The sequence below is a fragment of the Laceyella sacchari genome (assembly GCF_004343255.1).
In the GTDB taxonomy this organism is placed as follows: Bacteria; Bacillota; Bacilli; order Thermoactinomycetales; family Thermoactinomycetaceae; genus Laceyella; species Laceyella sacchari.
In genome coordinates, this window is sequence record NZ_SMDD01000001.1 from 1104587 (window position 1) to 1129016 (window position 24430).

The 24430-nt window shown below is 42.1% G+C and carries 19 protein-coding genes and 1 pseudogene; 16 read left to right on the top strand and 4 right to left on the bottom strand.

The annotated features are described in order from the left end of the window. Positions 1-558 precede the first annotated feature (558 nt). The 7 genes from EDC32_RS05335 to ahpF all read left to right on the top strand — a co-directional run bounded on the left by EDC32_RS05335 (position 559) and on the right by ahpF (position 9992). The gene (locus EDC32_RS05335; protein ID WP_022738062.1) at positions 559-1290 is read left to right on the top strand and encodes a GntR family transcriptional regulator; all 732 of its coding nucleotides are present in this window, start codon (positions 559-561) and stop codon (positions 1288-1290) included. Then, positions 1283-2824, top strand: coding sequence for a gluconokinase (gntK, locus tag EDC32_RS05340; protein ID WP_132220274.1), 1542 nt, complete (start codon positions 1283-1285; stop codon positions 2822-2824). The genes EDC32_RS05335 and gntK overlap by 8 nt, the downstream gene beginning before the upstream one ends. Before the next feature lie 13 nt (positions 2825-2837). After that, positions 2838-4184, top strand: a complete 1347-nt coding sequence (locus tag EDC32_RS05345; protein ID WP_132220275.1) for a GntP family permease — start codon at positions 2838-2840, stop codon at positions 4182-4184. Between the two features lie 71 nt (positions 4185-4255). Then, the gene (gene gnd, locus EDC32_RS05350; RefSeq protein ID WP_132220276.1) at positions 4256-5662 is read left to right on the top strand and encodes a decarboxylating NADP(+)-dependent phosphogluconate dehydrogenase; all 1407 of its coding nucleotides are present in this window, start codon (positions 4256-4258) and stop codon (positions 5660-5662) included. Between the two features lie 295 nt (positions 5663-5957). Beyond that, positions 5958-7646 carry a glycoside hydrolase family 13 protein gene (locus tag EDC32_RS05355; RefSeq protein ID WP_132220277.1) on the top strand — a complete coding sequence of 563 codons (1689 nt, stop codon included), beginning with the start codon at positions 5958-5960 and terminating at the stop codon, positions 7644-7646. 234 nt (positions 7647-7880) lie between these two features. Beyond that, positions 7881-8450: an alkyl hydroperoxide reductase subunit C gene (ahpC, locus tag EDC32_RS05360; protein ID WP_132220278.1), complete on the top strand. Its 570-nt coding sequence runs from the start codon at positions 7881-7883 to the stop codon at positions 8448-8450. A 12-nt stretch (positions 8451-8462) separates the two neighbouring features. Further along, positions 8463-9992: an alkyl hydroperoxide reductase subunit F gene (gene ahpF, locus EDC32_RS05365; RefSeq protein ID WP_132220280.1), complete on the top strand. Its 1530-nt coding sequence runs from the start codon at positions 8463-8465 to the stop codon at positions 9990-9992. A gap of 86 nt (positions 9993-10078) precedes the next feature. Here ahpF and EDC32_RS05370 read toward each other — a convergent pair whose 3' ends face one another. After that, positions 10079-10453 carry a winged helix-turn-helix transcriptional regulator gene (locus EDC32_RS05370; protein ID WP_132220282.1) on the bottom strand — a complete coding sequence of 125 codons (375 nt, stop codon included), beginning with the start codon at positions 10451-10453 and terminating at the stop codon, positions 10079-10081. A 201-nt stretch (positions 10454-10654) separates the two neighbouring features. Between EDC32_RS05370 and EDC32_RS05375 the strand changes: the two genes are divergently transcribed. The 3 genes and pseudogenes from EDC32_RS05375 to EDC32_RS05385 all read left to right on the top strand — a co-directional run bounded on the left by EDC32_RS05375 (position 10655) and on the right by EDC32_RS05385 (position 13750). Beyond that, positions 10655-11866 (top strand): MFS transporter, encoded by a 1212-nt coding sequence (locus EDC32_RS05375; RefSeq protein WP_132220284.1) that lies wholly within the window; start codon positions 10655-10657, stop codon positions 11864-11866. Between the two features lie 104 nt (positions 11867-11970). Next, the gene (locus tag EDC32_RS05380; RefSeq protein ID WP_132220286.1) at positions 11971-12816 is read left to right on the top strand and encodes an aldo/keto reductase; all 846 of its coding nucleotides are present in this window, start codon (positions 11971-11973) and stop codon (positions 12814-12816) included. Positions 12817-12957: 141 nt separating this feature from the next. After that, positions 12958-13750 (top strand): annotated as a pseudogene (locus EDC32_RS05385) (SDR family NAD(P)-dependent oxidoreductase). Positions 13751-13908: 158 nt separating this feature from the next. On the opposite strand, the gene EDC32_RS05390 reads toward EDC32_RS05385, so the two are convergent. Both EDC32_RS05390 and EDC32_RS05395 read right to left on the bottom strand, forming a co-directional pair. Then, a complete protein-coding gene (locus tag EDC32_RS05390; RefSeq protein WP_132220288.1) occupies positions 13909-14457 on the bottom strand; it encodes an NUDIX hydrolase in 549 nt (182 codons plus the stop codon). Positions 14458-14460: 3 nt separating this feature from the next. Beyond that, positions 14461-15303: a helix-turn-helix domain-containing protein gene (locus EDC32_RS05395; protein WP_022738931.1), complete on the bottom strand. Its 843-nt coding sequence runs from the start codon at positions 15301-15303 to the stop codon at positions 14461-14463. A 173-nt stretch (positions 15304-15476) separates the two neighbouring features. On the opposite strand from EDC32_RS05395, the gene EDC32_RS05400 reads away from it, so the two are divergent. The 5 genes from EDC32_RS05400 to cdiI all read left to right on the top strand — a co-directional run bounded on the left by EDC32_RS05400 (position 15477) and on the right by cdiI (position 20387). Next, on the top strand, positions 15477-15782 hold the full coding sequence (locus tag EDC32_RS05400) for a hypothetical protein (protein WP_022738932.1): 306 nt from the start codon (positions 15477-15479) through the stop codon (positions 15780-15782). A 1051-nt stretch (positions 15783-16833) separates the two neighbouring features. Continuing rightward, positions 16834-17061: a DeoR family transcriptional regulator gene (locus EDC32_RS05405; protein ID WP_132220290.1), complete on the top strand. Its 228-nt coding sequence runs from the start codon at positions 16834-16836 to the stop codon at positions 17059-17061. Positions 17062-17167: 106 nt separating this feature from the next. Further along, positions 17168-17878, top strand: a complete 711-nt coding sequence (cas6, locus tag EDC32_RS05410; RefSeq protein WP_158283243.1) for a CRISPR system precrRNA processing endoribonuclease RAMP protein Cas6 — start codon at positions 17168-17170, stop codon at positions 17876-17878. A gap of 932 nt (positions 17879-18810) precedes the next feature. Continuing rightward, positions 18811-19914 (top strand): CdiA family toxin C-terminal domain-containing protein, encoded by a 1104-nt coding sequence (locus EDC32_RS05415; protein WP_132220294.1) that lies wholly within the window; start codon positions 18811-18813, stop codon positions 19912-19914. A 71-nt stretch (positions 19915-19985) separates the two neighbouring features. After that, positions 19986-20387 (top strand): ribonuclease toxin immunity protein CdiI, encoded by a 402-nt coding sequence (gene cdiI / locus EDC32_RS05420; protein WP_054096193.1) that lies wholly within the window; start codon positions 19986-19988, stop codon positions 20385-20387. A 613-nt stretch (positions 20388-21000) separates the two neighbouring features. Here the strand turns inward: cdiI and EDC32_RS05425 are convergent. Beyond that, positions 21001-21855 carry a hypothetical protein gene (locus tag EDC32_RS05425; protein WP_132220296.1) on the bottom strand — a complete coding sequence of 285 codons (855 nt, stop codon included), beginning with the start codon at positions 21853-21855 and terminating at the stop codon, positions 21001-21003. A 1105-nt stretch (positions 21856-22960) separates the two neighbouring features. On the opposite strand from EDC32_RS05425, the gene EDC32_RS05430 reads away from it, so the two are divergent. Continuing rightward, complete coding sequence (locus EDC32_RS05430) at positions 22961-24397, top strand: PTS mannitol transporter subunit IIBC (RefSeq protein ID WP_132220298.1); 1437 nt, start codon at positions 22961-22963, stop codon at positions 24395-24397. Positions 24398-24430 lie beyond the last annotated feature (33 nt).

A 24430-nucleotide genomic window follows, 5' to 3' on the forward strand; every position in this document is an offset into this window, starting at 1 on the left:
CACTATACATTTATAAAATACTAATATAAACTTGTTTGTTGCACAAACATCCTGAAAGTCGTTTTCTCCCTTGGTACAAGGAAAAGCAACCAAGGGGGTTTTTTGATGATCAACTGAAGGAAACTGTTCAGTAGAAAATTCCTTGAAGATTGACTTGTTGTTTTGTTTACTTCAGAGTGAAACAATAACCGGTTGGCAAATTCCGTATTCATTTATGTCATTTGTCCCATACATGTCCTGTTTTGGTTGAATGTGATGGTTGGCGTGTGTTCATAAGGAGGCTAATAAAAACGATGAGGATTTTTATGATTTTCCTCATTGTGCCAAAATCTGTTTTTTGACCTGCAGCGGTGATGGGGTGTCACCGCTGTTTTCATGGGCGCGAATCGGTCACGTTTCGCCGGATTTCTGTCGATATTTTGTTGTCAGATCGAACAAATAATGGAAAATATACAAATTAAATTCTGTCTGATTCAAATTAAAGCGCTTGCATAGACGGTCATTTCGTTTATAATACTTGTATACAAGTACACTTGTATCCTTTGAGAGGGTGATTTCATGCACATGCCTAATGGGCTTCTCTATCCAGAAAAATGGCTTTCCAAAGCTTCAACTGGAGATCGTGTAGCCTGTGAGCTTAGAATGCGCATTATCTCGGGCATGATCAAAAGGGGAACGGTTCTGTCGGAAAATAAATTGGCCGCAGATTTTGCTGTGAGCCGATCACCCATTCGCGAAGCGCTCAGAACGCTATCAGCTGAAAATATTATCCGCTTGGAACGGATGGGAGCTGTTGTCATTGGTTTAACAGAAAAAGAAATAGAAGAGATCTATGATGTCCGTCTATTAATCGAATCGTTTGTGTTTGAGCGCCTCGTAAAAATGGACACAGATGCATTAGTGATGGAACTTAGCAAAATACTGGAGATGATGAAAGTTGCGGTGAAATATCGTGATGCCGATGAATTTTCTTATCAAGATGTCTTGTTCCACGAGACTATCATTCGGTCCATCGGTCATTCTTACGTCTTGATGATCTGGAATAATTTAAAGCCCGTGATGGAGAGTTTTATTCTGCTGTCAATGCGGGTACGCTTCCAGGAAAAATATGAAGACTTTGCACGGATTATTAAAAATCATGAGCTGTATGTTGAGGCTATAAAAACAAAAGATAGAAACCTCATGCTTAAGTCTTTGCACCTAAATTTTGATGATGTGCAAGGAGGCGTAGAAGACTTATGGAGGTCGCAACAAATGTTAGCTAAAGGAGTAGGGCAACAGAATGAGTAGCTATATGTTAGGGGTTGACATTGGCACCACCAGTACAAAAGCCGTGTTATTCAGTGAACAAGGCGAAGTGATCCAGCAGGAAAATATCGGGTATCCGCTGTACACGCCGGATATCTTTACGGCTGAACAAGATCCGGACCAGATTTTTCAGGCTGTGGTGCAAGCCATGACGAATGTTTTGAAACCGCATTCTGACAAGAAGCTGTCGTTTGTATCATTCAGTAGCGCCATGCACAGCGTGATTGCCATGGATGAAGATGACCAACCGCTTACGCCCTTAATCACATGGGCAGACAATCGCAGTGAAACATGGGCGCAAAAAATAAAAAATGAGCTGAACGGACATGAAGTGTATAAGCGAACGGGAACACCGATTCACCCTATGTCGCCATTGAGCAAAATCGCATGGCTTGTGCATGAACATCCTGAAATCGCTACCAAAACAAAAAAATATATTGGAATCAAAGAATATATCTTTAAAAAATTCTTTGATTGCTATGTTGTCGACTATTCATTGGCTTCATGCATGGGAATGATGAATCTTCACACATTGGACTGGGACGAGGAAGCATTAGCCATTGCCGGGATCACCCGCTCGCAACTATCAGAGATCGTACCCACAACCAAGATTTTTCGTGATTGCCATCCTCAATTGGCGAAGCAAATTGGGATTGATCCACAGACGCCTTTTATCATCGGTGCCAGCGATGGCGTGCTGTCAAATCTGGGCGTAAATGCGATCAGGCAGGGCGAGATTGCCGTTACTATTGGGACAAGCGGCGCCATTCGCACCATTATCGATAAGCCGCAAACAGATAGCAAAGGAAGAATCTTTTGCTATGCCTTGACAGATAAACATTGGGTGATTGGTGGTCCGGTAAATAACGGCGGAATGGTTCTGCGTTGGATTCGGGATGAGTTTGCCTCGTCGGAGATCGAAACAGCCAAAAGATTGGGGATCGACCCTTACGATGTTTTGACAAAAATTGCAGAGCGTGTAAGACCGGGGTCTGATGGTTTGCTGTTTCATCCCTACTTGGCGGGTGAACGCGCTCCACTCTGGAATCCAGATGTGCGTGGCTCATTTTTTGGCTTAACGATGTCACATAAGAAGGAACATATGATTCGGGCTGCATTGGAAGGAGTCATTTATAATTTGTACACCGTGTTCTTGGCCTTGATCGAATGTATGGAAGGCCCGGTGACCCGCATTCAAGCCACAGGCGGTTTCGCTAGATCAGAGATTTGGCGGCAAATGATGGCTGACATCTTTGAATCGGAAGTGGTGGTACCGGAAAATCATGAGAGCTCATGCCTCGGTGCGTGCATTTTAGGATTGTATGCCACTGGAAAGAGCGATACGTTTGAGGTCGTTTCTGAAATGGTGGGGGACACCTATAAGCACACACCAAAAGCAGAGGCTGTCCAAGAATATAGAAAATTATTGCCGATATTCATTGATATATCTCGGAAATTAGAAGAAGAATATGTATCGATTGCAAAGTACCAACAAAGCTTAATCAACCGTAAATGAGGGGGAAACGAGGATGCCATTGGTTATTGTTGGGATAGGGATCATAGCCTTATTGATTTTAATCATGGGCTTTAAATTGAACACATTTGTATCATTGATCATTGTTTCATTTGGCGTTGCTCTCTTGCTTGGCATCCCAGTTGGTGATATTGTCAAAACCATTGAGACCGGGTTGGGCGGTACACTGGGCCACTTGGCGTTAATATTTGGGCTTGGTGCCATGCTTGGTAAGTTAATCGCTGATGCGGGCGGCGCCCAGCGCATTGCGATGACATTGGTCAATAAATTTGGCGAAAAGAATATTCAATGGGCTGTTGTTGTGGCATCATTTATTATCGGTGTTGCATTATTTTTTGAAGTGGGTCTGGTGTTGCTCATACCGATCGTATTTGCTATATCCAGAGAATTGAAGGTGTCGATTCTGCACCTTGGCATTCCGATGACCGCAGCGCTGTCTGTGACGCACGGCTTCCTGCCACCTCATCCAGGGCCTACAGTGATCGCAGGTGAGTTGGGCGCAAACATAGGCGAAGTATTGCTTTATGGTTTTATCATCGCGATTCCAACCGTTATTTTGGCTGGGCCAGTATTTGCGAAAATCGCTAAAAAGATCGTGCCAGAATCATTTACCAAAACCGGCAGCATTGCCTCTTTAGGTGAACAAAAAACGTTTAAGCTCGAAGAGACTCCCAGTTTTGGAATTAGCGTGTTTACGGCATTATTACCTGTCATTTTAATGTCTATAGCCACCATCATTTCTTTGCTACAAAAAACCATGGGAGTTGCAGACAACCAATTGCTAGCCGCAATCCGTTTTATCGGCGATGCCGGCACTTCGATGTTGATCTCCTTGTTGGTTGCCGTCTATACTATGGGATTGGCTAGAAAAATTCCAATCAAGGATGTAATGGAATCTTGCTCAACAGCGATTTCACATATTGGCATGATGCTGTTGATTATTGGTGGAGGCGGTGCCTTCAAACAAGTGTTGATTGATGGTGGAGTTGGCGACTATGTAGCTGCCATGTTCAAAGGAACCACCTTATCTCCCATCTTACTTGCTTGGATCATTGCCGCCATCTTGCGCATCTCATTGGGGTCGGCAACGGTGGCCGCGTTGACAACGACAGGGTTAGTTATGCCGATGTTAGGGCAAACTGACGTGAATCTGGCATTAGTGGTACTGGCAACAGGTGCAGGTAGCTTAATTGCCTCCCATGTGAACGATGCGGGTTTCTGGATGTTTAAAGAATACTTTGGATTAAGCATGAAAGAAACCTTTGCCACATGGACTTTACTCGAAACATTGATTTCTGTGTTTGGGTTAGGATTCATTTTATTGCTCAACTTATTTGTATAATCCATTCCCAGCAGTAAAGCCCCGCTTCGGTGAGGGCTTACTGCCATTTAGTCAAGAAAGGGGCAGACAATATGTTAAATACAATCGGTGTTTATGGTTTGGGAGTGATGGGCAGCAATATCGCGTTAAACATGGCCAGCAAAGGCGAGCGAGTTGCTGTATATAATTACACACGAGATTTGACAGATAAACTGGTACAAAGACTGGAAGGGCAAACAATTACACCGTACTACGATCTGGAAGCTTTTGTTCAATCCTTAGCCAAGCCGAGAAAAATTTTTATTATGGTTACAGCAGGCAAAGCCATTGATTCTGTCATTCACTCTTTGCTTCCTTTGCTTGAGGAAGGGGATTTGCTCATGGACGGCGGCAACTCCCATTATAAAGATACGGAACGCAGATACGATGAACTGAAAGCGAAAGGAATCGGCTACTTGGGGATTGGTATCTCAGGCGGTGAAATCGGCGCTTTAACAGGGCCTTCCATCATGCCTGGCGGAGACCCGGATGTCTATGAACGCGTTGCTCCCATTCTTACCAAAATTGCGGCGCAAGTGGAAGGCGACCCTTGCTGTGTTTACATTGGCCCCAAAGGCGCAGGTCACTTTGTGAAGATGGTGCATAACGGGATTGAATATGCCGATATGCAATTAATCGCTGAAGCCTATACGTTTCTAAGAAAAAAGTTAGGATTGTCGGTCGATGAAATTGCGGACATCTTTGACGAGTGGAATCAAGGAGAGTTAAAAAGTTATTTAATTGAAATCACGGCAGAGATTTTAAGGAAACGAGATGACATCACCGGATTGCCGCTGATCGACGTGATTTTGGACAAAGCAGGACAAAAAGGAACAGGCAAATGGACAAGTATACAAGCCATCGATAATGGAATCCCGACATCCATCATCACAGAGGCTTTGTTTGCTCGGTATATTTCTTCATTAAAAGAAGAGCGGATGGCGGCAGAAACCATTTTGGCAGGGCCTGATGAAGCTCAGCAAAGCTTAGATAAACAAGTATGGGTTGAGTATGTCAGACAAGCATTGTACATGGGCAAAGTTTGTGCCTACGCCCAAGGGTTTACACAATATAAAATGACGTCAGAGCTGTATGACTGGAAGTTGCCGTTAAAAGATATTGCGCTGATCTTCCGGGGTGGCTGCATCATTCGCGCCAACTTTTTAAATGTCATCAGCGAAGCTTATCAAGAGCAACCCAATTTGGCAAACTTATTAATCTCTCCATATTTTGCGGAAAAGGTGAAAGTCTATCAAACTGGATTGCGAAAAGTCGTTTGCGAGGGAATTCAATCAGGGATCTCTTTCCCATGTTTAAGTGCATCCCTTACATACTACGACAGTTATCGGACTGGAACATCCAATGCCAATTTGCTACAAGCACAACGTGATTATTTTGGTGCGCATACCTATGAACGGAATGACTTAGAAGGCGTCTTTCATACAAACTGGCAAGCATAAAAAGTGACAAAAAATCTTGATCGAAGCAAGCTGAGATATACATGGCATATGTATGTTTCAGCTTCTTTTTCTTCGCCTTATAAATGGCTTTTGTCCTGTGTCCAAACGTTCTTTGTAATCGCAACCTCTTGTCCAGCTTGAAAAAACAAAAAAACAGGTTTTCCATTTGGGTAAAAGCGGAAGATGTATGCATCTTGTGATATAGTAATAAGTATACGAAAAATTTAGTCATGCGGGATTTGATGCGCGACACGCCAACTGCAACTGTGATGAGATTTCAAAGGAGTCAGATACGATGGCGAGAAAATGGTGGAAGGAAAGCGTTGTGTACCAAATCTACCCCCGCAGTTTCATGGACAGCAATGGAGATGGGATCGGCGACCTGCGCGGGATTATCTCAAAATTGGATTACTTAAAAGAGTTGGGGGTCGATGTGATTTGGCTTTCACCCGTTTATCGGTCGCCCAATGACGACAACGGGTATGATATCAGTGATTATCAAGCGATCATGGATGAATTCGGCACGATGCAAGATTGGGAAGAATTGCTCGCAGAAGTTCATCAGCGCGGAATGAAATTAATCATGGACTTGGTTGTCAACCACAGCTCCGATGAACATTCGTGGTTTGTGGAAGCGCGTCGGTCGAAAGATAACCCTTATCGCGATTTTTATATTTGGCGTCCAGGGAAGGACGGCGCAGAACCAAATAACTGGGAATCGTGTTTCAGCGGATCAGCATGGGAGTACGATGAGACGACGGGAGAATATTATCTTCACTTATTCTCAAAAAAACAACCCGATTTAAACTGGGAAAACCCGAAACTCCGTCGGGCAGTGTATGACATGATGACTTGGTGGTTGGATAAGGGGATTGATGGGTTTCGAATGGACGTTATCAATTTCATTTCCAAGGACCCTGATTTGCCGGACGTGCCTAATCCAGAAGGGAAAAGATATGTTTTTGGCGGTCAATATTTCATGAACGGCCCCCGCATTCATGAATTTCTGCAAGAGATGCACAACGAGGTTCTCTCAAAGTACGATGTGATGACCGTAGGCGAGATGCCGGGTGTCACACCCGAAGAAGCGATCTTGTACACTGCTGAAGACCGCGGTGAGTTAAACATGGTGTTCCAGTTTGAGCATATGGAGCTGGACTCCGGCCCTGGCGGAAAATGGGATGTGAAGCCTTGGCAACTCAAAGATCTGAAAACGGTTATGACAAAATGGCAAAAGGCATTGGAGAACAAGGGTTGGAACAGCCTATATTTGAACAATCACGATCAGCCCCGAATGGTTTCTCGCTTTGGTGACGATACTAAATATCGGGAAGAGTCGGCGAAAATGTTGGCCACCTTTCTCCATCTGATGCAGGGAACCCCCTTCATTTATCAGGGGGAAGAGATCGGCATGACGAATGTCCGCTTTGCTTCCATCGAAGAATACAAAGACATCGAAACCTTAAACATGGTGCGAGAGAAAGCGGTGGAAAACGGAGAGGACATGCAAAAAGTGATGCGTGCCATCCATATGAAAGGCAGGGATAACGCACGAACGCCTGTTCAATGGGATGATTCCAAGCATGCAGGGTTTACTACGGGAACCCCTTGGATCTCCGTCAATCCAAATTACAAAGAAGTAAATGTCAAGCAGGCCTTAATAAATCCAAACTCGGTCTTCCATTATTACAAGAATTTGATCCAATTGCGGAGAAAGCATGAGATCATCGTTTATGGAACGTATGATTTGATATTGGAGAATCATGAGCAAATTTATGCATATACGCGAACATTAGGCGATGAGAAGTTGGTGGTCATTTGCAACTTTTTTAATGGCACCCCTCGTTTTGAGTTGCCTACCTACCTCCGGTCATATAAAAAATGTGAGTTGATGGTAGCCAATTATGAAGGCGATGGGTCGGGTGACATCGAAAACATGGTATTAAGACCATATGAAGCGAGGGTTTATCGGTTGGTTTATTAAAGGTGTGAGTGAACCATACTGCCTGTGTTTCAAGGGTTATCTCAAGATGCGTTGGCGCCATGGCGGTCTGCTTTACTGGCAATGCATACATTGAAAATGATAATTAATCTCTGCGAATTTGCCATTTGCTATTGACAAAGGAATATTTCCTAAGTAATAATTATACCTAGATTATAATTATTGTAGTTAGATAAAGGTTATAAACTGCTAACTACTAACAAGGAGGATTTTGACATGTCTTTAATCGGTAAAGAAGTAAAACCATTCAAAGCACAAGCTTACGACCCAAAAAACAACAAGTTTATCGAGGTGACCGAGGCTGATCTGAAAGGCAAGTGGAGCGTAGTTTGCTTCTATCCAGCAGACTTCACTTTCGTTTGCCCAACGGAATTGGAAGACCTGCAAAACCAATACGCCACTCTGAAAGAGCTGGGTGTTGAAGTGTACTCGGTTTCCACGGATACCCATTTTACACATAAGGCATGGCATGACCACTCTGAAGCAATCAGCAAAATTGAATACATTATGATCGGCGATCCTTCTCAACAGCTCTCTCGCAACTTTGAAGTGCTGAACGAAGAAGCTGGTTTGGCTGATCGCGGTACGTTCATCATCGATCCGGATGGCGTAGTGCAAGCTGTTGAAATCAACGCAGAAGGCATTGGCCGTGATGCAAGCACCGTTGTAAACAAAATCAAAGCAGCTCAGTATGTTCGCAACAACCCAGGTGAAGTGTGCCCAGCTAAATGGCAAGAAGGTGGCAAAACCCTCAAACCAAGCCTTGATCTTGTAGGCAAAATTTAAGAGGTATGACCAATGATGCTGGATGCAGATATTAAAGCACAACTTGCCCAATATCTTCAATTGATGGAAGGCGATGTGCTTCTGAAAGTAAGCGCGGGATCGGATGACGTATCCCGCGACATGCTTGCTTTAGTGGATGAATTGGCCGCCATGTCTTCCCATATTAAGGTGGAGAAGACATCATTAGAGAGAACGCCGAGCTTTAGTGTGAACCGAATGGATGAAGACACTGGAATTACTTTTGCCGGCATTCCTCTGGGGCACGAATTTACTTCATTGGTATTGGCTTTGTTGCAAGTAAGCGGAAGAGCTCCGAAGGTTGATCAGCAGGTCATCGATCAAATTAAAAATATCAAGGGCGAATACCACTTTGAATCCTATATTAGCTTGAGTTGCCACAACTGTCCGGATGTCGTGCAAGCTCTGAATGTGATGAGTGTTCTCAATCCTGGTATCTCGCACACCATGATTGACGGTGCGGCATTTAAGGATGAGGTTGAAAGCAAAGAAATCATGGCTGTGCCAACCGTTTTCCTAAACGGTGAGTTTTTTGGCAGCGGCCGCATGACTCTTGAGGAAATCCTCGCCAAGCTGGGGAGCGGCCCAGATGCATCGGAGCTTTCTAATAAAGACCCATTTGATGTGCTTGTTATCGGTGGCGGTCCGTCTGGAGCGAGTGCGGCAATCTATGCGGCGCGCAAAGGCATCCGCACAGGCATCGTTGCTGAACGCTTTGGCGGTCAAGTGATGGACACGTTGGGGATTGAGAACTTTATCAGTGTGAAATACACAGAAGGTCCCAAACTTGTGGCCAGCCTTGAAGAACATGTCAAAGAGTATGGCATTGATGTGATGACTCCGCAGCGTGCTAAGCGCCTGGAAAAGAAAGACCTGATCGAGGTTGAACTTGAAAATGGCGCCGTATTAAAGAGCAAAGCCGTGATCATTTCAACAGGGGCGCGCTGGCGCAATCTGGGTGTGCCAGGTGAAGCTGAGTTTAAAAACAAAGGCGTAGCCTATTGCCCTCATTGTGACGGTCCTTTGTTTGAAGGGAAGCATGTAGCGGTGATCGGCGGCGGCAATTCAGGGGTTGAGGCGGCGATCGATCTGGCAGGCATTGTGAAGCACGTCACGGTGCTTGAATTTATGCCTGAGTTGAAAGCTGATGCCGTTTTGCAGGAACGTCTTTACAGTCTCCCTAACGTTACCGTTCTAAAGAACGTGCAAACGAAAGAAATCACCGGCACTGACAAAGTGAACGGGATTACTTATATTGATCGGGCGACTGAGGAAGAGCACCACATTGAACTGCAGGGCGTTTTTGTTCAGATCGGCCTCGTGCCAAATACCGACTGGTTGCGTGATACAGTCGAATGCAATCGCTTCGGAGAAATTATCGTGGATAAGCATGGTGCCACGAGCGTTCCTGGCGTATTTGCAGCTGGGGATTGCACCGACAGTGCTTACAAGCAGATTATTATTTCGATGGGATCAGGCGCTACAGCTGGTTTGGGTGCCTTTGATTACCTCATTCGAAATTAGTAAAGCAAAAAGGCTGGGTGTTTTCCCCAGCCTTTTTGTATTTGAATCCTGAAGAAGTTGGTTGCTTTAAGAAGCTGAGATTTCGTCTAATCCTTCAGTTTTTCATTTAATATGTTCTCCTCCAATACAGCAAATTTATCGCCGTATACTCTGGTGATATGTTTTTCCCCCCACGCACACAAGGCGTCTAAAATCCCTTTCAAACTCCATCCATATTCGCTCAGCTCATATTCCACTTTGGGCGGTACTTGATTATGGACAATGCGATTGATAACCCCATCTTTCTCTAACTCGCGTAACTGTTGGGTTAACATTTTTTGCGTGATGTTGGGGATCAAACGTTTTAGTTCACTTGTGCGTTTTTTGCCGTGTGTCAGATGGCAAAGGATAACGCATTTCCATTTTCCCCCTATGACTTCCAATGTAGCTTCAACCGAAATATTGTACTTCTTTTTCTGCATATGCTTCCTCCCATTCATAGGAACCAAAAAGTACCTACGAAACTTCTAAGTATCTATCGAACTTATAAGTGCGTACTTCTCATTATGATTCATATATCTCATAATAACATTCGCCGGCTGATATTAACCATGCTTTTCTTTATATCGTCTGCTAGAAGATGAACCAACCATGCAATCAGACCAGTGTCAGGAGGACAGAAAATGACTTTAGATAAAAAACGAAGTACATTGGCACTGCTGGCATTGGCAGTCAGTGCATTTGCGATTGGCACCACAGAATTCATCAGTGTGGGGTTATTACCGCTTATCGCTCAAGATTTGCAAATTTCTGTAACAACCGCTGGGTTAACCGTTTCTCTATATGCATTAGGGGTCACATTTGGAGCGCCCATTCTAACATCGGTCACATCGAGTATGTCGCGCAAATCGTTATTGCTTTCTATTATGGCTGTTTTTATTGCTGGTAATACGATTGCTGCTAGTGCGACAAGTATTGGCATATTACTTGTTGCGCGTGTCCTGTCTGCGTTTTCACATGGTGTATTTATGTCGATCGGCTCGACGATCGCAGCGAATTTAGTGCGGGAAGATCGTAGAGCTAGTGCGATTTCCATTATGTTTTCCGGACTCACTGTGGCAACAGTTACCGGCGTACCTTTTGGTACATTTCTTGGACAGCAATTTGGCTGGAGATTCGCCTTTATTGCGATTGTAGCAGTTGGTGTGATTTCCTTTATAGCCAACAGTACCCTTGTTCCATCTGACTTGCCAAAAGGCACGCGCACAACATTCCGCGATCAGTTCAAACTGGTTACCAATGGTCGCTTATTACTCTCATTTGTCATTACGGCTTTAGGGTATGGAGGGACGTTTGTAGTATTTACCTATTTATCTCCATTGCTTCAAAATATTACAGGATTCGAAGAAGGAACCGTTGCCGCCATTTTGCTTGTGTATGGCGTTGCTATTGCCATCGGCAACATCATTGGCGGGAAAGTGGCCAATCAGAAGCCCATTACCGCGTTATTCTATATGTTTACTATGCAAGCAATTGTGCTTTTCATCTTAACCTTTACTGCGCCATATAAGGTTGCTGGATTGATCACGATCATCTTGATGGGGATTTTTGCTTTTATGAATGTGCCAGGACTGCAAGTGTATGTCGTGATGCTGGCTGAACGCTTTGTACCAAGTGCGGTAGATGTGGCTTCTGCCATCAATATTGCCGCATTTAACGCCGGAATCGCCATCGGCTCTTACTTGGGCGGCGTTATCACGGATTCTGTTGGGTTGATTCATACGGCCTGGATCGGGGCAGTGATGGTTTTAGGTGCTGTGATCCTGACAGGGTGGAGTCGCGCCTTGGAGCAAAAAGATCAAACCCGGGTAGGTAAACATGTTTTTTCAGAATAAAAAGGGAGAATGGTACCCTGTATCAACGGGGGTTTGAAAGGAGGTGATGGACACTGCATTGATAATTAGACAGAACAATCAATTTACCAACGGGAGGAAAATATATGACAGCGAAAAACTTACAAGATACCACCACTTTGCATAACGGTGTGAAAATGCCCTGGTTTGGCATCGGGGTATTTAAAGTGGAAGAAGGACTTGAGTTGGTTCATGCCATAAAAACAGCGATTCAATATGGTTATCGCAGCATTGATACGGCGGCCATTTATGAAAATGAAGCCGGAGTCGGACAAGGAATTCGTGAAGGGTTGAAGGAAACCGGCATTTCTAGAGAAGAGTTGTTTGTGACATCGAAAGTTTGGAATGCCGATTTAGGGTATGAATCCACCATAAAAGCTTATGAAACGAGCTTAAATAAACTTGGCTTAGAGTATCTGGATTTATACCTTATTCATTGGCCGGTAGAAGGCAAATATAAAGAGGCATGGAGAGCGTTGGAGACGCTTTACAAAGAAGGGCGAGTCAAAGCGATTGGGGTAAGCAATTTTCACATCCATCACCTCGAAGACTTGATGAAAGATGCTGAGATTAAACCGATGGTGAACCAGGTGGAATACCATCCGCGTTTGACTCAAAAAGAACTAAAGGCGTTTTGCCGTGAACACGGGATTCAGCTGGAAGCTTGGTCTCCATTGATGCAAGGCCAATTGCTGGATCATCAAGTTTTAAAAGATATCGCAAACAAATATGGCAAGTCACCTGCGCAAGTCATTTTGCGTTGGGACTTGCAAAACGGCGTCGTGACCATTCCCAAATCGACGAAAGCACATCGAATTGCTGAAAATGCCCAAGTGTTTGATTTTGCGTTGACGGACGAAGAGATGGAGCGAATTGATGGCTTGAATCAGAATAAACGAGTGGGTCCAGATCCGGATAACTTCGACTTCTAATAAGATGCAAAAGGATATAGGCGTCTGTGTTTTGTCTATATCCTTTTGCGATATGAATCACTCCTCATACCATATGTTTAAAAAGGGGTGATTCAGGTTCATAACGTAATGGCCTAAAACATGAAATCGGGAGGGCTCTGCATGCATCTGTATTTGGAAGGAAAAACGGCACTGGTTACTGGTTCTACAGCAGGTATTGGAAAGGCAATTGCGATGTCGTTGGCAGCAGAAGGCGCCATTGTGCTAATCAATGGACGACGTGAAGAAAAAGTGGATCAAACGATCAAAGAAATTCAAGCAAAGTATCCTGACGCCACTCTTCAGTCAGTAGTTGCTGATCTTGGAACCGAACAAGGATGCCAACAGGTGATTGAAAAGCACTCGGAAGTAGATATTATTATAAACAACCTGGGAATCTTTGAGCCTGTAGAATATTTTGATATCCCTGATGAGGATTGGTTTAAACTGTTTGAAGTCAACATCATGAGCGGGATTCGACTCTCTCGCTGGTACCTAAAACAAATGATTCAAAAAAAAGAAGGCAGAGTCATTTTTATCGCTAGCGAAGCAGCGATCATGCCTTCTCAAGAAATGGCTCACTATAGTGCGACCAAAACGATGCAGCTCTCTCTCCCGCAGTTTGGCTGAACTGACGAAAGGAACAAATGTGACGGTTAATACGGTGATGCCGGGTTCCACGTTAACAGAAGGGGTAGAAACGATGTTAAATACCCTTTATCCTGATGAGAACTTGACGATAGAAGAAGCAGAAAAGCGATTTATGAAAGAGAATCGCCCAACATCCCTTATTCAAAGGCTTATTCGACCAGAAGAAATTGCACATTTCGTCACCTTTTTAAGCAGTCCTCTTTCCTCAGCTATTAATGGGTCTGCATTGCGAATAGATGGGGGATTAGTGCGTAGTGTGTTTTAATAGGGGGAGCATCAAAGACAGGAAGCGTTTTCAGAGTGAAAGTCAATTATTGGTTCTCCCGGAACGAAATACTGCAGTGTAGATGATCGAAAAGGGCTCTCGGTATCAAACTGAAGGCCCTTTTAACCTTTTTGAAGGTGAATAAGCTATTGGCCGTATTATCCGTACTTTTCTGTATATAAGCGCAAAAGCTTTTCGGTTGAGGGAAAAGCGAGCTGATTCCAAGGAATTTCATCAAAGCGGAAAAAATAACCTTTTTTGCTTTCGATGTTTACAATCACTTCTTCATGATAGGCAATCGCTTCGTAGGTTAATTGGACTAAACCTTCTTCGGCCGAAGAACAGGTGTTGATGATTCCATCAATTTTTACAGTAAGACCCGTTTCTTCTTTTACCTCATTTCCTAATGCTTCAAACAGATCTTGTCCTCGCTCCACATGCCCTCCAGGAAATGCCCATAAGCCTTTACCCGGTTCTTCATTTCTTTGAAGAAGCAATACTTTATTTCTTTCTTTGTTTAATACGACTGCCACCACTACTAGCTTTGGATCTAAATAGAAGACGAATTGACAATGATGACAAAGGAGTTGAGGTTGGTTGGGAATGTGTAGATCTTCCAGGGAAAAACGGTTGCCACATCGAGGACAAAACTTTAAGTCCTCTTTTTTATATCTCCACTGATACTTAAAGTAAAGCTCTTTGTTCATTGCTTAAATCTCCTTGCTAATAGATTGGTTATTCCAAATGGAAAAAAATTTATTCTTCACCTGCTCGAATAATGTGTGCTTGCCTTTAAGTTTATGCAGTGTAAACCGTGGTCGTTTTTTTTCAGGAATATAATCTGTTATCTCAAAGACCAGTTTTCCGGTTTCACCATCGTCGAATCCTGTGACAATGTATGGGAAAACGGTGCTATAAGTTTTAATCTTTAGGCGAGAATTGAGATCCTGGGGTAATGATTTGCGAAGTTGATGGAGTTTGCGAATGGAATTGCGGATTTCGTGGTGGAATTCTTGTCTGTATTCATCATCTTCTATGAAAGTGAGGATAGAAGCATTTCTTTCGATCCAATCGGGATTCAGGATTAGCAAGTAAATATTGCCGGTCGCCAGTTTCGCTTGCAAGATATCACTTGAATCATCGGTTAAGTGGATCATCGAAGTTCCTGAGATAAAGCAATCTCCTTTTGCTTCAACAAGACAATTTTTATAGTCCAATATACGGTCAAACGGCGAGTCCGTCAGTTTAACTATGCCGTTGTTTTCATTATGATTGACGTTCTCCTGATTACTATCCGGATGTTTTGTACTTGGATTGAATGGATCGTAATCAGAAAGCCCCATTTTCCAGAGTGGAATTTGCAATATACGACATAAGCGGCGAAGTGTTTGGGGATCAGAGATATGTTTTATGCCTCGCTCCACATCAGATACATAATTTACACTCACACCAGTTCCGCCACCCGCTTGCGGCCATTTTTCAGCCAGCTGTGTCTGTGTCATTTTTAATTTCTCTCTACCTTCACGAATCGTTAATCCGTAATGGTATTTCATAATCTTACAACCCTCTCATTCAAACCAGATAGTGTGAGTACCACGCTAAAATACAACTATTCAGTTTGTTCTAATATTCCGAAATCTAAATCATACTATTACTAGGTTCATCGTGCATATTAAAACTTCTTGTCCAAATAGTCAAGTGATTTAGATAAAGGGTGGTGGAGATTTTGCTAAAAGTTCAAATTAAAGGGAAAGCAAATCAAGTTACGTCGTTTATTAATAAATTACAACAACGTCCTGAAATAGAAGTCGATTGCCATGAAAAACAGTGGAAGGGGATGTACGGGAGTAAAGATGTTGAAGTGACATGCTATGTGCGTCTTTTTCCAGAGACCTATGTGCAAAGGGTTTCCTTATTGGCAGCCAATGGCAAGGAAATCGTCATTCCCTTGTGGGATGTGCTTGAACTGGAGCTTGATGATGGAAAAAAGATCATTGCTGGAAAAAGTTTTGATATTTTTGGTGTGAGATAGATCATGTATTCTAGCAAGGGATTGTTAGGCGGCTTACTGGTATAAATCGAATGGTCGTTTGAATGTACAGAAAAGGGTATGTTGTCCAGAGTGATACGTATTAGTTACTCCATAGATATAGTAAATGTGTTACTTTAAGCTCCATGCTTTCTTCATTTGTGAGAAAACTTCAGACCATTCCTGGTAGAAGGTAAACGTGCCCCCGGCTCTTATTGATCCGCGCCCCTCAGGCTTCCCATTACGCCCCATAGCGTAGCAACAAAGGAAGATACCCGTCTACTTCATAACTGATTTCCCATTCGCGCAATAATAATGCTTTTTTGCTATATCATGCCCTCCTGAAATAAAAGAGGTTTGCTTACCACGTGATCTTGCTAGTGTCATTCCTCGTTTTAAGAAGAGCCAAACATATATTTATGGTCTGTATCAGGGGCGTCTGAAATGGAAGTGTTGGTGGCAGCTTTTTGAAAGAGGGCGTTTTTAGCCCTCTTCATACAATTCTCGAGGAGCGCCGATGCACAAGTGCAACAAATGAAAAAATGGCTTTGGAGCTGCTGGCTTATTCATCTTACAAGCTCAAATATAAATCTGGCGTTTTATTATTTTGAAATGTAATTTCACCAAATGGAGGAAATATCATGAAACGAGTGATTAATTATGCTATTATAAATGAAGGGTGTAATCAGATTTTTGCGAACACCCCATGCTTCGAAAAAAAGCCAGGGAGTCGTCGGAAATCCTTAATGCCTTATGAATAAAGGGGTCTGGGGATTTTGAGTCGTATTTTATCGGACATATTAGGGGCATTTATATTCTTTTTTAGGGAGGCGTTCGCAAAAGGGGATAACCATGGCTGCAGGACAAGCGCTTTGGCGAATGCCGAATCAAAGAAATACATCTCATCAAGAGAATTGAAACTACCGTATCCTAGCGTGAAGAGGTAGGGCGTTCCGATCAGGGAATCAAAGAAATACATCTCATCGAGAGAATGGAAACGTAACGGGATCTCTCACAAGAGAGATTTTTTGTTTTAGTTGAGGTGAATGATCAATTGAAAAAACATGTGAAATATCGAGAGCGGTTATTTGCCATGCTTGCAGAATTATTGCTTGATCCGGGGCCATATAAAATTAAGGAGACGGCATTGCGTTATGGAGTCAGCGATAAACAAGTCCGCAACGATATCGACTATTTGAGAGAAAAACTAAATACACCAAATCAAAGGGAGTATATTACCAGATATCATGGGAAATACGAAGGTAACTTTTCAAGAGGCTAAACTTGAATCAAGATTATATCTTGTAAGGAGATAGAGCATGTATCGGTTGCGCATCTTTTTGAAGCCATATGGAAAGAAATTGGATCGAGGTGTTTGGGGGCGAAGATTGCATGGCTATATATTAAAAGCGATTCAAAACACCGATCCGGTGCTTTCCCAGATGATTCATGATCGGAAAGAACGTCAAATATTCTCTGCTCATCTATTGATTGAGAATGATGAATTGCATATTCAAAGCCCAAGTAAAGCATTTATTCAATGTATGCAACAGCATTTTTTGGTTCAAAAAGAGATTGATTTGATCGATTGGAAAGGTGTGGTTCAAGAGGTTCAGTTGATCAGTTATTCGGATGAAGACATCATGCGAAGGTTTGCGACGAAATTTACGTTGCATTTTATTTCTCCAACCACTTTTTACCAATCCGGCAATTACTACCCTCTGCCAGATCCAACCCTTCTGTTTCTAAGCGCTTTAAAAATTACGCATACAGGCAACATTGATTTTCCATACTCCATGATTCGGACCATCAAAATTAATTATGCTTCTTTCAAAACCGTGGTCGTCGACTTTGAAAAATTTCAAGCCATCGGTTTTTTGGGGAAAATGACTTTAAATACAAATAAATTGCCTCTTGAGGATCAGAAGTGGCTTTGGAAGTTAGCATGCTATGGCTCGATCATGGGGTTTGGTTATAAAACAGCCTGGGGGATGGGGCAAGTCAAATTAATTCCGCATAATCAATCCAAATTGCGAACACCGTATGCTTCGGAAAAAAGCCAGGAGGTCGTCGGAAATCCCTTAATACCTTATAAATAAAGGGTTTTGGGGATTTAGAGATGGATTGATACGACAGGTGAATGGGGGCATTCTTTCCTTTGTTAGGGAGGTGTTCGTAAAAAGGGGGGGGGATACATGCTTGAAGACAAGTGATTCGACGTACGCCGAATCAAAGAAATACATCTCATCTTTCACAAGTTTAATTGCGCTATCAGTAACGACGGCTGAAGGGTAAATAATTGATGTCATTTTAATAAAAAAGGGCTCTTGGTATCAGACCATAAGCCCTTTTAAATTTTTAAAATTTATTTAGGTAGGATAGCGAGAGCATCTAACTCTCATATAGTGTTGTAAATGATTGGTGCGTATGTACGGTTTAGCAATTAAGTACATGTTTATGCAACTTGCCAAGATAAATACAATGATAACTGAAAGATAGTTAAATATGGCTACTCATTATTTATTTGGAAGAGGGGATTAGTATGTGGAATAATTGCAATCTTCAGTAATGAAGGGGGTATATATAAGTGATAGAAGTTTTGCATTTTTAATTCAGGAGGATATGGTAGATGAGGTTCAATAATGAGGGTATATATCATTGTAATTGCCTGTGGATTGGCTTGTGCCATCTTGTTGAACCAATAAAAGTTTTTTCTGGAAGTAAAGGTGGTTTAAGATGAAGGAGGAATATTATTGACTATTGGTAAGTGGAAGATACCTACTATTTTATTAATACTATTAATTATACATATAAATATCCCCCACCTAGCATTAGCGCAGCCTCTTACAAGGTTGGACACAAAAACAGAGAAGATATTGCTTGCAGAAGGCATTGAAATACCAACAATTCCGAGTAATGACCCGATAGAGATACCGAAAGTGGAGATACCGATGACCCGATCGAAATACCGAAAGTGAAGATACCGGAAAATAAGATTGAGGTACCGAAGGCGGAGCTTCCCAAAGCCCCAGTGCAAGAATCGACCGGCTTTATTGATCAGTTGCTAAAATGGCTACAACAGCAATTATCCTTGATTTTGGCGCTGTTGTGTATGGGGTTGGGTCTGTTTTTTCTAAGCACCAACCCCCTTGTGGGTATTTCGATCGTGATGGGAATGGCGGTTGGCGGATTTGGCGCTTGGATGGCTGATAAGGATGTTTCCGGTATTGCGCAAGAGGCGATAATTGGTGCAATAGCTGGTTTGATCGGATTGGGTGCCGGAGCGCTCGCATTTCGATTAATCGGGGGGAGGATGGCAACACTGGCTCCTCCGTGGTTAGGAAAATGGCTTTCGTCCGTTGGCTCAGGTGGTGTAGCAGGAGTGGCGGACAGTGTCTCTTTTGATTATATGCGTGATGGGAAGGTGGATTGGAAAAAAGCAGGACTTGTTGGATTATTAGGTGTCGCGATCGGTTTTGCTTGTATGGGGGTTGCTCAATATGGAGGCAAACTCGTTGCTCCTACCATTGTGTCCAAAATTAATGATATTCCGTTAACGGCCGTTTCTGTGTTTAAGGACGGGAGGACTTTTCCAAAGACTGTTGGGGATACACCGTTTGGTGTTTGGTTACAGAAGTTTGCTTCGAATGGTAACAATAATACAGTAAAATTTAAAAGCGGATTTGATACTCACTTTACCGTTGGAGAAGGAATAGGGAAAGGGAAAAAAGGGGTTGTCGGGGGACATAATATGCATGACTTCTATAAAACATTGGAAACAACAGGTATGGATTCGAGCAATTTAATAATTAGTAAAAAGCAACATCCAACTTTTCCTGGTTTGTATCAGATTGAATACAAGCTTCCGGCCCTAACCTACGGGAAAGATGGAAAATTGATTCCCTCTGGTCAATGTAAATTAATACCAGTACCTAAAACTGTGTATGACCCAACCGTTTATTCTGATGCTCAAATGATTCAATGGGGAAAAGAGGCTATGGAGGAAGGCATTAAAATGAATAGGATTGAAGGAAGGGAAGTAATAGGATTTAGTAAAAATGGAATGAAATTTAGGGGTTTTATTAACAATCAAAGGGAAGTTACAAATTTTTTTCTGCGTTTTAAAAGTAATTAAACACATTCTTGCGTTGGAGTATAAATACTATTAATTATAATATTAGGATGTTATTTCAGGGGGTAAACTCTATGTTCAGTTATGAAGATGACGGTTACCAAAAAAAATTAAAAACTACAGAAGAGAAGCGGAAGTTTATAGAATATTATTTTTGGCACATAGAAGATGAAAATTTCGTTAGGTCATTGAATAGATTTAAAGAAAAAAAAGGGTTTGGAACAGAGTACGTCAGAATTCTATTTCATGCAGATTTTGATGGATGGGAAGAATATATGTGCAATGAAGGTGAAGTGGCTTTTATCATGGATTATCCTGCAGCAGAAGAAGATACGATAGGTTATTTGGGATTTGAACAATTTTATATATTTCTTTTGGAATATAGTGAGAAATATATCGAAAAATATCCAGAACAAGAAGTAGAGGTTAGTAAATTATTAAGAGAAATTAAGGATAGTTTTAATATAGGCATGTGACGTTCATTTAACATCATATTAATCCCCCGGATAGGGGAGAATTGTAACACTGACTCATCCATAGCTAGGCAAATGGTTTCCTTTCGCTTGCCCAAGCGATGTGGCAAGAGTTGATGACAGTGTATCCCTAGCTAATAGTATTAATTAAAGAATAATAACTTGATTATTATCGGGGAGCAACTGAATTTCTCTCAATGGTGATGATTAATTGACCTCCATCGAATGAATCAGAGGAGGTTGTTCTGCCCATGTGAATCTAAAAATCACTTTTCGCAGGATGGTTCAATATACATCAATGATACAAACAAAATCTTTAACGAAAAAGAATCTATTCTTGATGCTTTTATTTCCAGCATGTTCTTCCTTATGGAAAGCCACCGGAGATGCAGGAAAATGCATCCTTGCCAATAATCCATAGCACAAAAAACTCCTCCGAAAAATCGAAGGAGTTTTTTGTATTATAAGTTGGGCATGTAGCTTATGCCGTTCATCAGGTCTCTTTTACATATCTATTAATTTGAACAAGGCAGGGACACTTCACTTCTGAAGATGGGGAAAATTTTCATTAAAATCCTTATTATTCTTTGCCCCAGAGTATACGTAGCTAATCCTTTTAGTTAAGCACTTGGTAATAATCTTTTTTCATTTTTTTGATTACGTTGCAAAGGTAATAATCAAAAATTTGATCTGACGTGAAGTCTTTCCATATAATCCGTTGCCAAAACACTAATATAGATCTTCTTCTTATAATATCAATTATTGTCACCTTCTTCTGTATATTTAGACCATCGAGTAAAAGCAACAAGGCCCTATGCACACGCCGACTAATTATAAACTCAGATACATGATTAGTTATATAGGCGTTTAGGTCAAGCACAAAGCAACTTAAATGCTCTGGGTCGTTTAAAGAAGGCAAACTGGCTTTTCGTTTTTTTAGTTCGTTTATTATTTCTTGATAATGAACAATTTGTTTTTCTACAATGGATCCATAAGCTCCAAAACGCTGTGATTTTGAGTTACTGATATTTGTAAAAGTAAAAGCCATAATAGTTACGATAGAGGTAATCACAGCTGCATAGAAGTCTCCACTATTTATGCTTTCGTTAAATTGTTTCCAATCTTGTGGAAGAGCCGATTTAAACGCTAATCCAATCATTTTCCATGTCGTTTCCTGATTGTTTTCAGAAGCTTTTTTTACCTGTTCATCAATTGCTTCAATAATTTCTCTCTTTTCGATATCATCAATTAACCCAAATACATCTAACAAATAGGCACCTAATTTTCCTATCAGTTCTTTATCACTAGAAAAAATTAAGATTATGCCACCGACAAATATTCCGGTAAAAACCGTCATATATTCCTTGTTCATCCATGCTTTTGTAGTTATTAAAATTAATACAACAAATATAACAACCTCTACTTGATCAAGTATAAATTGTGCACCACCAGCCATAATCTCTTCCTTCAAATGAACTCCCCCCTTATTATTTTCTAGATAGTGAAAGAGCGAAGCTTAGGAAAATTATGTAGCAGATTGGCGAAATTCTCGTGGCGACAGATATCCGAGCGCAGAGTGAGGTCTTTCATTATTGTAAAAGCCTCTAATGACCAATGTCCAGTTCAGCCTCCAGTTCAATGGAGCCAAACCGTTTTCTAAAGATGGAGAAAATGTCCAAGATGAGAAAAAAGGAATACGGTAGTATCTCAGCTATGTAGCCGACAAATGTTATATCAGGATAATTGGTGTGGTTCTCATCACCGTCGAAGGCGTCAACAACTTCTCACGGTTTGCAAAAGGAGAGCACATAAAGTCTGTGAACCTCCCGGGGTTTTTGCATCATTATCGGTTCACAGATTATTTTGGTTTTTGTTATAATGAAAATGCTTGAAATGACTGATGTTCACATACGGGGTTTAGTTGTAACCATAGTGGTATTGAAAGCCGCTTCGCTTTCGACCGCTACCTTTTCAACCGTGGTTTAGTTGTAACCATAGTGGTATTGAAAGACGTCATTTTCAAGTTTACGGATCACTTCTCGCTCGAGGTTTAGTTGTAACCATAGTGGTATTGAAAGATTGTATGTCATCGGGAAGCTGGCTTTCCCGATGCGGTTAAGTTGTAATCATAGTGATATTGGGAAAGAGATTTTGGTTTTGGGTGATGCAAAGTTCCGCACTTATACATTTACCGGATTTTAACAATCTCGCTCCTTTGCAACACCATCCGATACCCCTTTTTACATAACGATGGATCTAAATAAATACATAACACAAATTAGCACCCTCGGAAATTTAAGTGCCGAGGGTGTTGCTTTTGTAAATGTGATTAGTTCTATTGGCAAATGTGCCTGTTGATACAAGGGGACAGTGAACGATTTCATCGTACTTCCTAACTCCGAATTAAGTATTCTCTCTTAGGGTGGATAGATTAAGAATGAGCAACATTTTATTTTTGTCAACATTGGGGATGACGAAGTTATGTTTTCATTTTGTTGAAGTAGGCATGGAACCGCTTTACTATATGGACGAGGGAATAATTATTTTATCATTTAAAGTTAGAAAGGAGCTAGGTTATGGGTGAATCTGTGAAACAGGCTGAAAACAACACAAACATTCGTGTCAGCATACAAAAATTTGGTAGGTTTTTAAGCGGAATGGTAATGCCTAACATTGGGGCATTTATCGCATGGGGACTGATTACTGCGTTATTTATTCCAACGGGATGGATTCCCAATGAAAAATTGGCCGAGCTGGTTGGGCCGACCATCAAATATTTGTTGCCGCTGCTCATCGGTTACACGGGCGGAAAAATGGTTTACGACGTTCGTGGCGGTGTAATGGGGGCCCTAGCTACGATGGGGATTATCATCGGTACGGATATTCCGATGTTTTTGGGCGCAATGATCATGGGCCCTCTGGGTGGCGTCGTGATCAAGCTGGTTGATGGGTTGTTCAAAGGAAAAATTCCCGCAGGTTTTGAAATGCTGGTCAATAACTTTGTGGCAGGAATTATCGGTGCGATATTAACCATTCTGGGTTATGTTGCTATCGGGCCTGTAGTGGCTACTTCAACCCAATTGCTGGGGGCTGGTGTGGAATGGATCGTCCATGCTGGGTTGCTGCCTTTGGCCAGTATTTTTATCGAACCAGCAAAAGTATTGTTCCTCAATAACGCGATTAACCATGGCGTACTGAGTCCTTTGGGGCTAAAAGAGGCGTCAGAAATTGGCAAGTCCATCTTTTTCTTGCTTGAACCGAATCCAGGGCCTGGATTGGGGATTCTGCTGGCCTACTGGTTATTCGGTAAAGGCTCTGTGAAACAATCGGCTCCAGGAGCTGCCATCATTCACTTCTTGGGTGGTATTCACGAGATTTATTTTCCATATATCCTGATGAACCCTCGTTTAATCTTGTCGGTAATCGCCGGTGGTATGAGTGGTGTGTTCATTTTCCAACTGTTGGATGCGGGTCTGGTTGCGGTACCATCTCCCGGAAGTATCTTTGCCTTGATCGCGCTGGCTCCTAAAGGCGGTCTCCTCGCGGTATTGGCTGGTATTGCTGTGAGCACGGTTGTTTCCTTCCTTGTCGCCGCTGTGTTCCTGAAATCCAAGTCGGGTGCTGATGAAGAGGACTTTGCTAAAGCCTCTGAAAAGATGCAAGAACTGAAAGGCAAGAAAAGTGAAGTTGTGGAACAGAATGCGGTGAAACAGAAAGAAAGTGCTTCAGTTAAAAAAGTTGTGTTTGCTTGTGATGCGGGAATGGGCTCGAGTGCGATGGGAGCTTCTATTCTGCGAAAAAAATTCAAGGACGCCAATGTCTCTGTGGAAGTGACGAATACTGCTATTAATGATATTCCGGAAGATGCCGATATTGTCGTTACCCAAGCGACGTTAACTGATCGCGCCAAAGCCAAAGCTCCACATGCTGAGCACATCTCGGTCGACAATTTCTTAAATAACCCGAAGTATGATGAATTGACCAAACGGCTTAGTGAGCAAAATAAAGGATAAAACACTTGCACCATGCCAGTCATTTATCTCTTT